The following is a 15,461-nucleotide window of genomic DNA, read 5'->3' on the forward strand; positions in this document are numbered from 1 at the left end:
TCCGTTTCTCCTTACCGGCCAGCGTCACATGTCGGGGCGTCACAGGCTCGCGGCCAGCGCCTTCGCCTCCCGGCGATGGGCGTGCAGGATCGGCTCGGTGTAGCCGTTGGGCTGCCGGGCGCCGTCGAAGACGAGGCTGGTGGCGCAGCGGAAGGCGACGCCGTCGAAGTCCGGGGCCATCGGCCGGTAGGCCGGGTCGTCGGCGTTCTGCTTGTCGACGATGGCGGCCATCCGCTGCAGACTGGCGTGCACCTGCTCCGGGGTGACGACGCCGTGGCGCAGCCAGTTGGCCATGAGCTGGCTGGAGATCCGCAGGGTGGCCCGGTCCTCCATCAGCGCGACGTCGTGGATGTCCGGGACCTTCGAGCAGCCGATGCCCTGGTCGATCCAGCGCACGACGTAGCCCAGGATCGACTGCGCGTTGTTGTCGATCTCCTGCTGACGGTCCTCGGCGCTCCACGCGCTCGGGTCGCCGAGCGGGATGCGCAGGATGGCGCGCAGGTCCGCGCGGGGCCGGTCGGCCAGCTCGCGCTGGCGGGCGAACACGTCGACCCGGTGGTAGTGCAGCGCGTGCAGAGTCGCCGCGGTGGGCGAGGGCACCCAGGCCGTCGTCGCGCCGGCCCGCAGCTGGCCGATCTTCTGGGTCAGCATGTCGGCCATCAGGTCGGGCATCGCCCACATGCCCTTGCCGATCTGGGCGCGGCCCGACAGCCCGGCCGCCAGCCCCTGGTCGACGTTGTTGTCCTCGTAGGTGGTGATCCAGGTCTGCGTCTTCATGTCGGCCTTGCGCACCATCGGCCCGGCCTCGAAGGAGGTGTGGATCTCGTCGCCCGACCGGTCCAGGAAGCCGGTGTTGATGAACACCACCCGCCGGCGCGCCGCCTCGATCGACGCGGCGAGGTTCACCGTGGTGCGGCGCTCCTCGTCCATGATTCCGATCTTGAGGGTGTCGGCCGGCAGGCCGAGCAGCGTCTCGACCCGGGCGAACAGCTCGACGGTGAGGGCCGCCTCGGCCGGGCCGTGCATCTTCGGCTTGACGATGTAGATCGAGCCGGTGCGGCTGTTGCGCCGGGCCGCGTCCGCGCGCAGGCTCGGCAGCGCCGCCAGGGAGGTGATGATCGCGTCGAGGATGCCCTCGAACACCTCCTCGCCGTCGGCGTCGAGGATCGCGTCGGTGGTCATCAGGTGCCCGACGTTGCGGACCAGCAGCAGCGCCCGCCCCGGCAGCACGACCTGCCCGCCGCCCGGCGCGGTGAACGTCCGGTCGGCGGCCAGCGCCCGGTCGAACGACGACCCGCCCTTGGTCACCTTCGCGGTCAGGGTGCCCTGGTTCAACGCCAGCCAGTTGGCGTAGGCCGCGACCTTGTCCTCGGCGTCGACGGCGGCGATGGAGTCCTCGAAGTCGACGATCGTGGTGATCGCGGACTCGAGGACGACGTCCTGCACCCCGGCGGGGTCGCCGGCGCCGATCGCCCCCGCGCGGTCGATGCGGATCTCCACGTGCAGGCCGTGGTGGACCAGCAGGATCCCGCTGGGCGACGCCGCGTCGCCCGTGTACCCGCGCAGTGCCGAGGGGTCGGCGAGGCCGGTCTTGGTGCCGGCGGTCAGCGTGACGACCAGCTCGCCGCCGACCACGGCGTAGTGCGCCGCGTCGGCGTGGCCGCCCTCGCGCAGCGGCGCGATCTCGTCGAGCAGCGCCCGCGCGTAGGCGATGACCTTCGCGCCGCGGACCGGGTTGTAGGGCCCGTCGCGGTGCGCGCCGTCGTCCTCGGCGATGGCGTCGGTGCCGTAGAGCGCGTCGTACAGCGAGCCCCAGCGCGCGTTCGCGGCGTTGAGCGCGTACCGGGCGTTGAGGACCGGCACGACGAGCTGCGGGCCGGCGGTCAGCGCGATCTCGTCGTCGACGTTCTCGGTCGAGATCGCGAACGGCTCGGGCTCGGGCCGCAGGTAGCCGATCTCGACGAGGAAGTCGTGGTAGGCCTGCGCGTCGTGCGCTTCGCCGGCGCGGGCGCGGTGCCAGTCGTCGATCTGCCGCTGCAGCTCGTCGCGCTCGGCGAGCAGGGCCCGGTTGACGGGCGTGAGCGCGGTGACGATCTCCTCGACGCCACGCCAGAAGGCCGCGGGCTCGATTCCCGTGCCGGGCAGGGCGGCGGTCTGCACGAACTCGTGCAGGCTCGCCGCCACCTGCAGGGTGCCGATCTGGATCCGTTCGGTCATCGTCTGTCCTTGTCGTGTGGTTGCGGTGCCGAGCGGGGCGGTCGGGATGTGCGGGGCGGGGGATGTGCGGGGCGGTCGGTCCGCCGGTGGCCTTCGGCCGTCAGGGGAAGATCGCCCCGGGGTTGAGGATGCCCAGGGGGTCGAGCGCCTGCTTGATGCGCGCCGACAGCTCCATCACCTCCGGGCCGAGCTGGTCGGGCAGCCAGGCCTTCTTGAGCCGGCCGACGCCGTGCTCGCCGGTGATCGTGCCGTCGAGCCTGATGGCGAGGTCCATCACCTCGCCGAAGGCGAGTTCGGCCCGCCGGGCCATGGCCGCGTCCGCCGGGTCGAAGACGACGAGCGGATGGGTGTTGCCGTCCCCGGCGTGCGCGATCAGCGCGATCGTCAGGGCGCGGTCGGCCGCGATCGTCTCGATGCCCCGGACGAGTTCCGGCAGCCGCGGTAACGGGACGCCGACATCCTCGAGCAGCAGGGCGCCGCGCCGTTCCACCGCGGGGATGGCCGCGCGGCGCGCGGCGACGAACGCCTCGCCCTCGTCCGGGTCGTCGGTGGCCAGCGTCTCGGTGGCGCCGCTGGCCACGCAGGCGCCGCGCATGATCTTCATCTCGCACTCGGCGGCGAGGTGCTGGCTGTCGGAGCGGGCCACGAGCAGCGCGGCCGCGTCGCGGTCGAGCCCCATGTGCAGGACGTCCTCGACGGCGTTGATCGACGTCTGGTCCATGAACTCCAGCATCGCGGGCCGGATGGCGGACGTGATCGCCAGGATGGCCGCGGTGGCCGCCTCGGTGGTGGGGAAGGTGGCCACCAGCGTGCTCGACGGCGGCTGGGCCGGGATGAGCCGCAGGGTGGCCTCGGTGATGATGCCGAGCGTTCCCTCGCTGCCGACGAACAGCTTGGTCAGCGACAGCCCGGCGACGTCCTTGAGCCGCGGGCCGCCGAGGCGCACCGCCCGCCCGTCGCCGAGCACGACCTCGAGCCCGAGCACGTAGTCGGTCGTGACGCCGTACTTCACGCAGCACAGGCCGCCGGCGTTCGTCGCGACGTTGCCCCCGATGGAACAGATCTCGAACGACGACGGGTCCGGCGGATACCACAGCCCGTGGGCCGCGGCCGCGGCCTTGACCTCCGCGTTGAGCAGACCCGGCTGCACGACGGCCATCCGGGTGAGCGGGTCGACGCGGATCGCGCGCATCCGCTCCGTCGACAGCACGATGCCCCCGGTGACGGCGGTGGAGCCGCCGGACAGCCCGGTACCCGCCCCCCGCGGCACCACCGCGACGTGATGCCGCGCCGCCCACCGCACGGCGATCTGGACGTGTTCGGTCGACTCGGCGCGCACCGCCGCGAGCGGCTGCCCGGCCAGCGGGTCTGCCGCGCGGTCGCGGCGGTACTTCTCGAGCAGGTCCGGATCGGTGACGACCACTCCGGCGGGCAGCGCGTCGACCAGCTCGGCGATGGGGGCGATGGTGACGTCCTCCACGGTCAAAGGGGCCAGCCTTTCCGGGGGGAGGGTCCGCACGACGTCGCTGGCGACCCTGCCGGCTTCCACCATACGGAAAAAGAAATCTGTATCGTGAGACGAACGTAGGGCGGGACCGCCGCCTCGGTCAAGGCGAACGCCGATGTGCAGTCGATGTGCAGGCGGAGTGCGGGCCGCGGGTGGGTCGCGGGTGGCGGAGTGCGGGCCGGGCGCGGGTGCCCTGGGCCGATGCCCGCCCCGAGATGAGAGGAAGGCGTGCGGGATGCCGGTCGAACAGCGCGCGGCGGGAGTGCAGTCGGTCCAGCGTGCCCTGGACCTCCTCGAGGTGGTCGAGGCGGCGGGCGGCGGCTGTTCGATCAGCGCGATGGCCGCGGCGACCGGCCTGCCGCTGCCGACGATCCACCGGCTGGTCCAGACCCTCACCACCCGCGGCTACCTACGCCGCCTGCCCGACCGTCGGTACTGCCTGGGTTCCCGGCTGGTCCCGCTGGGCGCCGGCGCGAACGCGCTGCTCGGCGAGCGAGCCGCCCCGATCCTGCGCGAGCTCGCCGACGGGCTCGGCGAGTCGGCCAATCTCGCGGTCCTGGCCGGCGAGCGCGCCGAGTACGTCGCCCAGGCGCCGGGCCTGCACTCGATGCGCACCTTCACCGAGGTGGGCCGGCGGGTCCCCCTGCACTGCACCGGCGTCGGCAAGGCGCTGCTGTCGACGCTCGGGGACGACGAGGCCCGCTCGATCCTCAAACGCTCGACGCTGTCCACCCACACCGCCACGACCATCGTCGAGGTCGACGCGCTGCTCGACGAACTCGCCGGCATCCGCGCCCGCGGCTACGCCCTCGACGAGGGCGAGATGGAGGTCGGGGTGCGCTGCGTCGCGATGCCGGTGTCCGTGCCCGGCATGTCGCCGATGGCGCTGTCCGTGTCAGGACCCGCGGTGCGCATGAGCGACGATCTCACCGGCCGCGCGGCGCCGGCACTGTCACGCGCCTGCGCCGCCCTCGCCACCATCCTCACCTGAACCGCCGTCCGCGCCCAGCCCGGGGGTTGAGGGCAGCCGCGGCGCTCGGCGTCCCCGCAACCGGGTCTAGCGCGGCGTGCTGACGATGAACTCGGCGAGGTCCTCGATGAGGAGATCGGGCACCTCGAGGGCGGGGAAATGGCCGCCACGCGGTGGTTCGCAGCAGCGGACGAGGTTGCGGGAACGCGCGACGAAGTCGGCGGGTGGCGGGACGATCCGCGGGTCGGGGTAGGTCGAAGGCCATCCACTCGGCGATCGGCACACCGCCGGAGCTGTACGTGTTGGGCTCGTTCGTCAACTCCGTCGATGAGCGGGCGTTCGGCTCGCATCGGACGAGTGACGAGCTGACCGGCCCCGCGGCGCTGGCGAGCTGGCTTGTGGCGCACGGCCTGGTCGGCGAAGGGACGACGGCGAGCGATACTGAGCTCACACTTGCCCTGCGACTACGGGAAGCGCTGCGGTGGGCCGCCGCGGCGAACCGTGGCGACGGCGACTGCGCACCGGACCTCGCCGACCTGGCGGCGCACCTTCCGCTACGCGCCAGCATGAATCCGGACGGACAGCTCGGCCTCGAGCCGGCGACCGGCACCGCGACGACAGAAGCGCTCGCCAGGATCGTCGCCGTGGCGATCACCGCGTCCGTCGAGGGAACCTGGCGGCGGGTCAAGATGTGCGCCGCCCCCGATTGCCGGGTGATCTTCTACGACGGCTCCAAACCGCGTACCGGGCGCTGGTGCTCGATGCAGGCGTGTGGCAATCGGCACAAGACCCGGACGTATCGGCAGCGGATCGGCCCCCGCTGAAGGGACTCTGCGCGATCTTGGCATGGCGTCCGTGCCTTTCGGCCCAGCGACCCGCATCATCCACTGCGGCTTCCTGACGGTGCGGCAGGTCGTGCGTGGCGGATGAACGGGAGGATTTCGGCGAGCTGTTCGAGCTGGTTGCGGGCGGACCTGAGATCGACGGTGCCGATTCGGCAGACGAGGTGGCGCGCGCCGGCGGCGACGTAGCGCGCCAGATGCGCGGCCACCTGTGCCGACGGCCCGGTGATCACGGCCTGGATGGCTTCGAGGTCCCGCAGCGCGAGTCCGTAGTTGGCCCGGCTGTAGTCCTCCAGGGCGCGGCGCCCGCTCTCCACGGTGTCGGCGATCAGCACCGACACGAACAGGGCAGGCGTGATCGTGTCCGGGACGCGGCCCGCGTCGGCGGCTGCCTGCCGTACCTGAGCCAGACCGCTGCGGTAGTCCGCCGGGTCGGGCGGGTAGGGCAGCCACCCGTCGTAGCGGCGACCGGTGCGGGTGAGCGCCGCGGGGGCGGCGCCGCCGAGCCAGATCGGTGGGCCACCTGCCCGGCTGGGCGCCGTGGCCGGCGGGATCTCGTCGAAGTGCAGGAGGTCGCCGTGGAAGGAGGTCGGACCGTCGTCGGTCCACAGGTGGCGCCACAGGGCGACGGTCTCGTCGAGCCGGGTGAACCGGTCGGCCCAGGCAACCTCGGACAGGTCGTGCAGGGGCCGGCCGAAACGGCCGGGAAAGGCCGCGCCCACGGCTACGGTCAGGCGTCCGCCGGACAGCAGGTCGAGGGAGGCGAGGGTCTGCGCCGCCTGCACGGGCCGGCGAAGTACCGGCAGAAGCGTCGCCGTGCCGAGAGCGACATGATCGGTGACCGGTGCCATGGCGGCGAGCATGGTCAGCGCCTCGATGCGCGGGCCGAGCAGCGAGTCGTTGACCCACAACGAGTCGTAGCCGAGGTTCTCGGCCCGGACCGCGAAGTCGACGAGCTCGCGGGGGTCGGTTCCCGCGCCCCACTGGGCTTTTCCGATCGGTACGAGCACGCCGAGGCGGATGTCATCGTTCATGCGCCGCATCGTGGCGGCGGCCGGGGAAGGGCGGCAATTCCCCGGGAGGAATGGCCGGCGGTCGATCCCGGGCGGTACAACGGGGCGCGTGGACTTCCCACAGGCTCTGCGCGAGCGTCGGCTCCGCCGGCGGCTCAGCCAGCTCGAACTGGCCGAGCGCGCGGGGACCACCCAGCGGCACGTCAGTTTTCTGGAGAACGGCCGGTCGGAGCCGGGCCGGGCCATGGTCGTCCGGCTGGCGGAATCCCTCGACCTGCCGCTGCGGGAGCGCAACGGTCTGCTGCTCGCCGCGGGCTACGCCCCCGCCTACCCGCGGACCTCCCTGGACGACCCGCCACTGGCCCCGGTGCGCGCCGCGCTGACGCACATCCTGACCGGGCACCAGCCCTACCCGGCGATCGTCGTCGACCGCCACGGCGACCTGGTCGCCGCCAACGACGCGTTCGCTCTCCTCACCGACGGCGCGGCGCCAGAACTGCTCGGGCCCGGCGCCAACGTCTACCGCCTCGCGCTGCATCCCGCGGGCCTGGCGCCGCGCATCGTGAACCTCGCCGAATGGTCCCGGCACATCCTCGACGGCATTCACGCCGAGATCCTGCGCAATCCCGACGACCGCCTCTCCGATCTCCACGCCGAACTCCGCCGGTACGTGCCGGACGGCCCGCTCAGGCCGGATCACCTTGGTTTCGCGGTTCCCCTGCACCTGCGCTCGGCCGACGGGGAACTACGGCTCATCAGCACGATCACCACGTTCGCCACCGCCGTCGACGTCACCGTCGCCGAACTGAAGCTCGAAGCCTTCCTCCCCGCCGACCAGCCCACCGCCGCCCTCCTGCGCCGCTCGGCACCCCGGTAGCGGTGGGCAAACTCCTGGTTGCCGTGGCCCACTTCTCCAGGGAGACGCCCCCCTCGATGAGGAACAGGCCGGGATCCGTGTCCTGTCTGACGCGCCGGATCTATCCGGGTGGCGAGTCCGATGGACGGTGGGGGGCCGATGGGTGTTTCTCGAGCTGCGGAGCGGCTGTACACGGAGATTGGCACTGGCTGGTCCAACCGCGGTCCACTGCAATCACGCGTCGGTATGCGGGAGGAGCGATTCGCCGAGGCCGTGGAGGAGCTTGTCGCGGCCGGGCTGGTGCTTCTGGAGGGGCGGCTTCTTCGCCGCGTGACGGCCGGCAGCGCCCAGGATCGGCTGAAGATATCCGCCGACGCCAGGCAGATCTTCGACTGGCTTCCGCCCGATGGCAGCACCATCGGTGGTCTGCGGCTGCGCAGTCTGGTCAGGCTCGGCAATGACCGGTATCGGTCAGCCGTGGACGAGCTCAAGGCCGCCGGTCTCGTTCGACTCGGGCGGGGGCGAGGCGGCACGGTCGCCCGTGTGGACGAGACGGTCCAAGGGCCGGACGCCGAGGTTTCTGAACCGTCGGTGAATGACGTGAGCCTCACCCCGGCGGGCCCTGGACAGCTGGTCCGCCGAGAGTCCGAGCTCTACCAGCCGTTCGTCGACTGGTAGTCGACTGGTACCGGAGCGATCTCGATACGAGAATGCTCGCGTTCGGTCATGTGCGCGAGACCGCGACCGCGCGGGGCCGGGCCCGTTCCAGTGGCCAGTGGTCGCGACCGGACGTGGTCGCGAGAAGCTGATGAAGGAATATCAGCGGGCGATCGGGCGCCGCTAAACAGCAGGGCGGCGCGGGTGCTACCCCGGCCAGGTCCGCCGCCGGCCTGGCGGACCTGGCCGGGCCTGGACCGGCCTGGGTGTGCGCGCTATTCTCCGCCGGCGGAGAACTCCGCCTGGGGGGCGAGTTTGTTTCCAATCCCCGACTTCGGCTGTACCTTGGCGAGGACCTCGTTCCACCACCCGATGAACGTGAGGTCGTGGAAACCCTCGCCGGGCAGGTCGTCGTGCGGGTCGAACGATTTCACGGCCGGTGTCGTGGTCTGCAGGCCATACCACTGGTCGACCACGAAGCAGCCGCGACCCCAGGTCCGAAAATCGGTGGGGGAGCTGTCGGCCGGCCGGTTCACGACGGTGAACAGGTGCTTGTCCTCGTGTAGCCCCACGATGCCGTAGAGCTCGACCCTGGTGCCCGCGGGCAGCAGCGGCGCGTACACCTTCAGCTCCGGCCGCTTGAAGGTGGTCGCGACGAGCGCTCCGTTCACTGCCCACGCGAAGTCGTTGCACACGCCGTAGAAGAACTGGTCTTTCGGGTTCTTCTCGAACTTGGCCAGGCCCTCGGCGAGGTACCTGGCTCGGGCGTTGCCACCGGGGGCGATCGACGCCGGCAGGTACTGGCAGGTGTCCATCGCCGGCGGCTTGAGGCTTTTCCAGCCGGGCGCCTTCAACTGCTCCCGGGTCCGCCGATGGCCCTCCGGTGCCTTCTCCAACACCGCCGGGAAGGCGTTCTGGATATAACTGTTGGCCCCCAGCACCGAAATTTTTATCGCCTCGTTCACCCGCCGTATGGTCTCCGGCCAGCTGAACTGCTCCAGATTCGTCTCCGCCATGTCAGCCCCCAAGGTCCCCGCCGTCGTCCGGGAGCCGAAACTAGCAGCCGCTGCCATCGCGGCGGCCGGTTTCGGCGAACCGGTCCAAAGAGGCGCCAGATTCTCGGCCGCGCCCCAGGGCGGCGAGGCGTGGCTGGGGCGTCGCCCTGAGGGAGGGCCCGGCGGTACCCGTGTTGACAGGGGCTGGTTTCCCCGACCGGTGGACGCCCGGAGCCGGTGAGCTCGGCCGGTCCGCAGACGGCGTGGGGCGCGTACGTCACCGACGCCGAGGGTCACGTCCGGTGGCGTGGTGCCTGGTTCCGCTTTCCGACCGGCGGGAAGGCTGCTCCAGGGCCGGGATGCCCTCGTGGGCCCACCGAGGGGAGGCCGGGTGGAGGCTGGTAGGCGCAGAGCCACCTTCCGGTCGGCGCCGGCGGCCAGGCCCCGACGAGGGTCGCGTACGCGGACGGGCCGGCGTACCGTGATCGCTCTCCTGCGGCCCGGTGGCGTTGGATCACTGTCGGCGGAGTGGCTGCCGAGATCACTGCCGCCCCTGGGCCGTACCGTCCGCGCTTGGAAAGGTCTGATGCGGTTATGCGTGTCCGTTCGCCGGAATTCGACTTCACCGACGTCTCGCCGCGCTGGGGATCGAACCTGGAGGCCGTCCATCTCGTCAACGCGCAGGGCATGATCCCGGCCTACATCGAACCGTTCCTCATCAAGGTCATGCGCCGCGCGGCCGAGGAGCTGGATCCGCTGGCCGACGCCGAGCTGCTGCGCGACATCGACCTGTTCAACCGCCAGGAAGGCCAGCACTACCGGCTGCACCGGGCGTTCAACGCGATGGTCCGCGACGGCGGCTACCCGGACATGGCCGACCACGAGGCCGTCTTCGAACAGGACTACGAGCACTTCCTGCGGACCAGGTCGCTGCGCTGGCTGCTCGCCTACTGCGAGGGCTTCGAGAGCATCGGCTCCACCGGCGCCGAGCTGTGGGTCGACGGCCAGATGGAGACCGAACTCGGCGCCGCGCCGTCGCCCGCGGTCGAGCTGTGGAAATGGCATCTGGCCGAGGAGTACGAACACCGGACCGTCGTGAACCGCGTCTACCACCGTCTCTACGGCCGACCCCGGCTGTTCGCGTGGCTGTACCGGGCCCACGGCATCATCACCGCTTCCCGGCACCTGAACCGGCGCACCGCCGCGTTACGGAGGTACCTGCTGGACGTGGACCGGCGCGGGATGACGGACGAGCAGCGCCGACTGTCCGAGGAGCGGGAGTCGGCCACGGCCAGGAAACTCGGCGCCGCGAACCTCCGCCGGCTCGTCCGCACCTTCTCGCCGTTCTACGACCCGGCGAGAACGCCCCCGCCCGCGGGCCTGCAGGCCACCCTAAACCGCTATCCCGTGCCCGCCGGACGGTCGAAAAGCGCGTGATCGGCGAAGCCGCCGCGTCAGTGGGCGCAGCGTCGATCCTGGACTGGCAGCGGTGGTTCCGGCAGGTGGCGGCTGATCGCCACGGCGCTACGACGAACGGTGTCCGGCAGCCCGCGAGGAAGGGAACCGGCCGACACCCGGGCGGCGAGAGCCGCCACCACCCGACCGTCGGACGCCCGCACCGGCACGGCGACGCAGCACATCCCGTTGATCACTTCGTGTCGGTCGAAGGCGATGCCATGCTGGCGGATCGCGGCCCGGCGCCGGCGCCATTCGTGATCCGAAAATCCCGCCGGCGGGCCCAGGTCCGGAAGCTCGGCGAGGAGGATCTGCCCGGCCGCCGTGGCCAACGGCAACGCGGTCGGCTCGGGGAACACCAGGCCGCGGGTCACACTCTCGGTCAGCACGGTCAACGCCTCCCCGTCGCGGAGTACCGACAGGGACACGTCCGCTCCGGAGGCGACGGCCAGCGCATGACAGGGCTTCCTCCCCGCAATGAGCAACCACCGGAAAGGCCGTACCGGACTCGCCAGCCGTCGCAGACCGCTACCGATGCGATACGTGACACCCTTCTGTTCGACGATCCCGAGAGCGGCGAGCTGCGTGAGCAGGCGGTGCGCCGTAGCCTTGGGGAGGTCGGCCAGGCGGGCCAGTTGAGAAAGCCCGGCGTTTTCCACCCCGGACAGCGCCTCCAGAAGTTTGAAGGCACCTTCCAGAACAGTCCGGCCCGAGCTGTCGGGCCGCGGCCCGGCGAGACCATTTCTCGTGGCCATCTGTCGGGGCGAGCCGACCGGATCCGGAGAACGTGAGGATGGTGAAGAGTGGAACACCGGGGGGTCTCCTCGGGCTAATACTTTCTTTCGGACTCAGGAAATGGCTGGGTGAATGCGCCGCTCGGTGGCGTGCCGCGGGTGTCGATCCGCGTGCCGTTTCCTGGCAACCTCCCACAGGCGGGTAGTGCGGAACGTTGCCACAATGTTGTCGCCCTGGTCAGGGGCTGTGCGGGGCGTCGGGATCCTCGCGCTGGCGGTCTCGTCCCACGGGCGGAGGTGGCTGCCGATCTGCTCGGTTCGAATCAGCGCTGGTTATGCTGATCGGAGCGGGATCGCGGCAGGTTGTGATCTGATTCGGGGCAGAACACTGTGGACATCCGACTGCTTGGTCCGGTACAGCTCCTGAGATCGGGGCTGGTCGTCGACGTGGGACGGCCGCAGCGCTGTCTGGTGCTCGCGGCGTTGGCGGCCGATGCGGGCAGGCCCGTATCCACCGAGACGTTGATCCAGCGGGTGTGGGGCGACGACGGGCCCGATCACGCCCGCCGCAGCCTGCACGCTCATGTCAGTCGGCTTCGCCGGCTGCTCGAACGGCACTCGGACGAGCAGCGCACGGTGCGGATCGTGCGCCGGGTCGAGGGCTACGTCCTTGATCTCGATAGCCAGCAGGTTGATCTCATCCGCATGCGCGGGCTGCTGGAACAGGCCAGGGCCGCGGCTGGTGACGACGCACGGCTGCCCCTGCTCCGCGAGGCCGTGCGGCTCTGGCGTGGCGAACCGCTGGCAGGGCTGGCGTCGTCGTGGGTCGACCGGATCCGGCAAAGCTGCTGGGAGGAACGCAGGGACGTGGTCGTGGCCTGGGCGTCCGCCGAACTGAGCGCGGGGAACGCGCCGGCCGTGATCGAGCCGCTCCGGGAGCTCGCCTATGACGATCTCCACCACCAGCGTCTGGTCACCGTACTGATGCGAGGCCTGTACGCGACCGGCAGGTCACGCGAGGCTCAGGCTCTGTACCAGTCGGCGTACGACCAGATCGTCAAGAACGAGGGCCTGGAGCTCGACCCCGAGATGATGCGGGTACAGGTCGGGATCCTCCGTGGCGATCTCGACGTGCAGGCTCCGCAGCACCGCGCGCCCACCACGTCGCGAGGACAGGCGCCGAGCACGCCGCTGATGGTGGGCAACCTTCCTCCGCGAGCGGACAGCTTTCAGGATCGCGCCGAATTCAGGAAACTGCACGGCGCCACCGGGCCAGGGCAGACCACAGTGCTCACCCAGGTGGTCGCCGGCCTGGGCGGGGTCGGCAAGACACAGCTGGCGGCCGAGTTCGCCCGCCAGCTGTGGGACGCCGGAGAACTGGACCTGATGCTCTGGGTGTCGGCGCTCAGCCGCGACTCGGTGGTATCCGACTATGTGCAGGCGGGAACAGAGCTCGTGCGGGCGGGAACAGATCTCGCGCTCGGGCCGGAGAACGAGGCGCCGGAACGCACCGCAGCCCGGTTGCTCACGTGGCTGGCAAGAACTCGGCGGCGTTGGCTGATCGTCCTGGACGACCTGGCGGGACCAGCCGACATCCGCGACCTGTGGCCCCCGGATCGACCCAACGGGCGCACCGTCGTCACCACCCGGCGACGCGACGCCGATCTCCTCGCCGGCCGGAATCTCGTCGAACTCGACGTGTTCACCGTGGCTGAGGCAGTCGAGTACCTTTACCGGAAGTTTCGGGACCACCCGCATCTGGCCGACACCGAGGAGGCGGTCCGTGGTGTCGTGACCGATCTGGGTGGGCTGCCGCTGGCGCTCGGCCATGCCGCCGCCTACATGATCGACCTGGATCTGCCCTGCAGCCTCTACCGAGGGCGGTTCGCCGACCGCCGACGGCGGCTGACGGAGCTGTTTCCGACGCTGGACACCGTCTATGACGGGTATTCCCACACCGTCGCCACGACCTGGGCCCTGTCCATCGAGGCCGCGAACCGGCTACCTCCCGTCGGGCTCGCCCGGCCACTGCTGGAGATCGTCAGCTCGCTGAACCCCAACGGTATCCCGGACGGGGTGCTGACGAAGGCACCGACCGCGCAGAGGTACCTCGCCGGGCGAGTGCCCAGGCAACCTACCGCGGACGACATCCACGACGGGCTGCGTGGCCTGCACCGCTTCCACCTGGTGACGCATCAGTCGGGCATGATCCGGGTCCATGCGCTCGTGCAACGAGCCGTGCGGGAGGATCTCGGTGAGGTCCGGTCAACCGAGGTCGCCCGGACGTCCGCCGACGCTCTGCTGGAGATCTGGCCGCCCGACGACAACAACGAGGACAGGGGTCAGCTCCTACGGGCCAATGCGATGGCCCTCCAGGACAACTGGGCGGCCGCGATCTGGAATCCGGACCACGGCATACACAAAATCATGATGCGGACCATCGAAAGCCTCGGAACGGCAGTGCAACTCGAGGAGGCGATACGGCTGTGTCGACAGCTCAGCCAGCAGGCCGTCGAGTACTTCGGGCCGCGCCACCCCGACACCCTGATCCTGCGCGACCAGCTCGCCATGTGGCTGGGTGACGCGGGGCAGACGCAGGAGGCGATCACCAGCCTCGGATCGCTGATTCCGGATATGGTCGCCGTCTTCGGCCGCGATCATCCGACGACCACCGCCGCTCGGCGCAATCTCGGTTATCAGTGGGGTCAGGCAGGCTATCCGGCGCAGGCCGTGGCCGAGCTGACGACGGTGCTGGCCGACCAGGTGCGCGTGCTCGGTCCCGAGCACCCGGCGGTGCTCACCATCGGCAGCCAACTTGTGTACTGGCGATCGAAGACCGGAGACACCGCCGGCGCGGTGGCCGAGCTCGAATCCCTGGTACAGCTCGCGACGAGGATTCACGGCCCCGAACATCGGGACACCTTCGACCTGCGCGGCCTGCTGGCCACCATCCGCGCGCAGACCGTCGGCTACGCCCAGTCGGTCCTGGAGATGCAGCAGGTCCTCGATGACATGCTGCGGGTGCTCGGTCCGCAACACCGCGACGTGTCGGTTCTGCGCAACAACCTGGCGATGCATCAGTGGAAGGCCGGCGACGGGGTCGCGGCCGCCGCCGTCCTCCAGGACCTGGTCACCGAGCGCATGAAGTCCCACGGCCTTTACCACCGCGACACCGTCGCCACCCGCCACGGTCTCAGCCAGGTGCTCGTCGACCTCGAGGACTTCGCCGGAGCCGCCGCGGAACTCGACGAGGTGATCAAGGGAATGTCCCAGCTGGCCGGGCCGAGGCATCCCGACACGCTCCACCGGCGCTACGAGCTCGCCTGCGTGTACGAACGGATGGGTCGCCAGCACCAGGCGGCCGAGGACCTCCAGGCCGTCCTCACCGACCAACTGGCGGTTCTGGGGGATTCCGACGAGGCGGTGACCGCCACGAAGGAAGCCCTGGCCCGGCTCACCGGTGGCCCGGCCGAGCCGACCGCCGGGGTGGCAGCGGTTCTTCCGGCGGCCGGCTCAGGGACGGGGCTGGCGGTCAGGCCCAGCGGATGACGTCGGTGGGGTCGAGCCGGGGGAGTCGCGCGAACCACGGGTTCTCCCCGGGATGGCCGATGTTGATGACGAGCAGGGACTTCCAGCGGCCGTCCGGGAAGAACTCGGCGTCGATCCCCGCGGCGTCGAAGCCGGCCATCGGCCCGGCGACGAGGCCCTGGGCGCGGATGGCGAGGATGAAGTAGCCCGCCTGCAGTGGCCCGTTGAGCTGGCCGATGGCGCTGCGCCCGGCCTCGTCCGCCTCGAGGGCGTCCTTCATCTGCGGCCGGATCGGCAGTACCGTCGGCGCGTACTCGTGGAAGCGCGAGTCGACGGCGAGGATGGCGGTGACGGGCGCGGAGGCGGTCTTGGCCCGGTTGCCCTCGTTCATCAGCGGCAGCAGCCGCTCCCGGCCCTCGGGCGTGCGCACGAAGGTCACCCGCAGTGGCTGCAGGTTGCCGCCGGTCGGCGCCCATCGGGTGAGTTCCCAGATGGCGGCGAGCTGCTCGTCGCTGACCGGGGTGTCGGCGAAGGCGTTCGCCGTCCGCGCCTCGGTGAACAGCAGGGCGCGGCCCGCCTCGTCGAGGCCGGGAACCGCCGGCGCCTCGGTGCTCTCCACGGCAGAGGTCATGCATGAGCTCCCTGAGTATGTGTGGGCCCCCCGTACTACGCCCGTAACTCTAGTCA

General features: G+C 70.8%; 13 protein-coding genes. 6 read left to right on the forward strand and 7 right to left on the reverse strand.

Annotated elements, in window-relative coordinates; genetic code table 11:
- Window positions 1–39 precede the first annotated feature (39 nt).
- Window positions 40–2,217, reverse strand: coding sequence for a malate synthase G (locus tag FRAQA3DRAFT_RS28880; RefSeq protein ID WP_009742597.1), 2,178 nt, complete (start codon window positions 2,215–2,217; stop codon window positions 40–42).
- A gap of 100 nt (window positions 2,218–2,317) precedes the next feature.
- Window positions 2,318–3,682 carry an FAD-linked oxidase C-terminal domain-containing protein gene (locus FRAQA3DRAFT_RS28885; protein WP_035923713.1) on the reverse strand — a complete coding sequence of 455 codons (1,365 nt, stop codon included), beginning with the start codon at window positions 3,680–3,682 and terminating at the stop codon, window positions 2,318–2,320.
- A gap of 277 nt (window positions 3,683–3,959) precedes the next feature.
- Between FRAQA3DRAFT_RS28885 and FRAQA3DRAFT_RS28890 the strand changes: the two genes are divergently transcribed.
- Window positions 3,960–4,715, forward strand: a complete 756-nt coding sequence (locus FRAQA3DRAFT_RS28890) for an IclR family transcriptional regulator (RefSeq protein ID WP_009742599.1) — start codon at window positions 3,960–3,962, stop codon at window positions 4,713–4,715.
- Between the two features lie 66 nt (window positions 4,716–4,781).
- Here the strand turns inward: FRAQA3DRAFT_RS28890 and FRAQA3DRAFT_RS36390 are convergent, their stop codons facing one another.
- Window positions 4,782–4,979 carry a hypothetical protein gene (locus FRAQA3DRAFT_RS36390; protein ID WP_198286986.1) on the reverse strand — a complete coding sequence of 66 codons (198 nt, stop codon included), beginning with the start codon at window positions 4,977–4,979 and terminating at the stop codon, window positions 4,782–4,784.
- Between the two features lie 14 nt (window positions 4,980–4,993).
- Here FRAQA3DRAFT_RS36390 and FRAQA3DRAFT_RS28895 point away from each other — a divergent pair, with 14 nt between their 5' ends.
- Window positions 4,994–5,518, forward strand: coding sequence for a CGNR zinc finger domain-containing protein (locus FRAQA3DRAFT_RS28895; protein ID WP_009742600.1), 525 nt, complete (start codon window positions 4,994–4,996; stop codon window positions 5,516–5,518).
- A gap of 56 nt (window positions 5,519–5,574) precedes the next feature.
- Here the strand turns inward: FRAQA3DRAFT_RS28895 and FRAQA3DRAFT_RS28900 are convergent, their stop codons facing one another.
- A complete protein-coding gene (locus FRAQA3DRAFT_RS28900; RefSeq protein WP_009742601.1) occupies window positions 5,575–6,579 on the reverse strand; it encodes an LLM class flavin-dependent oxidoreductase in 1,005 nt (334 codons plus the stop codon).
- Between the two features lie 79 nt (window positions 6,580–6,658).
- Here FRAQA3DRAFT_RS28900 and FRAQA3DRAFT_RS28905 point away from each other — a divergent pair, with 79 nt between their 5' ends.
- Window positions 6,659–7,426 carry a helix-turn-helix domain-containing protein gene (locus FRAQA3DRAFT_RS28905; protein ID WP_009742602.1) on the forward strand — a complete coding sequence of 256 codons (768 nt, stop codon included), beginning with the start codon at window positions 6,659–6,661 and terminating at the stop codon, window positions 7,424–7,426.
- Between the two features lie 108 nt (window positions 7,427–7,534).
- Window positions 7,535–8,083 carry a hypothetical protein gene (locus tag FRAQA3DRAFT_RS28910; RefSeq protein ID WP_198286987.1) on the forward strand — a complete coding sequence of 183 codons (549 nt, stop codon included), beginning with the start codon at window positions 7,535–7,537 and terminating at the stop codon, window positions 8,081–8,083.
- A 254-nt stretch (window positions 8,084–8,337) separates the two neighbouring features.
- Here the strand turns inward: FRAQA3DRAFT_RS28910 and FRAQA3DRAFT_RS28915 are convergent, their stop codons facing one another.
- Window positions 8,338–9,078, reverse strand: coding sequence for a hypothetical protein (locus tag FRAQA3DRAFT_RS28915; RefSeq protein ID WP_009742604.1), 741 nt, complete (start codon window positions 9,076–9,078; stop codon window positions 8,338–8,340).
- A gap of 573 nt (window positions 9,079–9,651) precedes the next feature.
- Here FRAQA3DRAFT_RS28915 and FRAQA3DRAFT_RS28920 point away from each other — a divergent pair.
- Window positions 9,652–10,494, forward strand: a complete 843-nt coding sequence (locus FRAQA3DRAFT_RS28920; protein ID WP_009742605.1) for a metal-dependent hydrolase — start codon at window positions 9,652–9,654, stop codon at window positions 10,492–10,494.
- A 17-nt stretch (window positions 10,495–10,511) separates the two neighbouring features.
- Here the strand turns inward: FRAQA3DRAFT_RS28920 and FRAQA3DRAFT_RS32175 are convergent, their stop codons facing one another.
- Complete coding sequence (locus FRAQA3DRAFT_RS32175) at window positions 10,512–11,267, reverse strand: IclR family transcriptional regulator (RefSeq protein ID WP_063820822.1); 756 nt, start codon at window positions 11,265–11,267, stop codon at window positions 10,512–10,514.
- A gap of 369 nt (window positions 11,268–11,636) precedes the next feature.
- On the opposite strand from FRAQA3DRAFT_RS32175, the gene FRAQA3DRAFT_RS28930 reads away from it, so the two are divergent.
- Entirely contained in the window at window positions 11,637–14,795 is a 3,159-nt protein-coding gene (locus FRAQA3DRAFT_RS28930) for a BTAD domain-containing putative transcriptional regulator (RefSeq protein ID WP_009742607.1), read from the forward strand.
- Here the strand turns inward: FRAQA3DRAFT_RS28930 and FRAQA3DRAFT_RS28935 are convergent.
- Window positions 14,779–15,405, reverse strand: coding sequence for a malonic semialdehyde reductase (locus FRAQA3DRAFT_RS28935; RefSeq protein WP_009742608.1), 627 nt, complete (start codon window positions 15,403–15,405; stop codon window positions 14,779–14,781). The genes FRAQA3DRAFT_RS28930 and FRAQA3DRAFT_RS28935 overlap by 17 nt on opposite strands.
- Between the last annotated feature and the right edge of the window lie 56 nt (window positions 15,406–15,461).

Source organism: Frankia sp. QA3 (assembly GCF_000262465.1).
Lineage (GTDB): Bacteria > Actinomycetota > Actinomycetes > Frankiales > Frankiaceae > Frankia.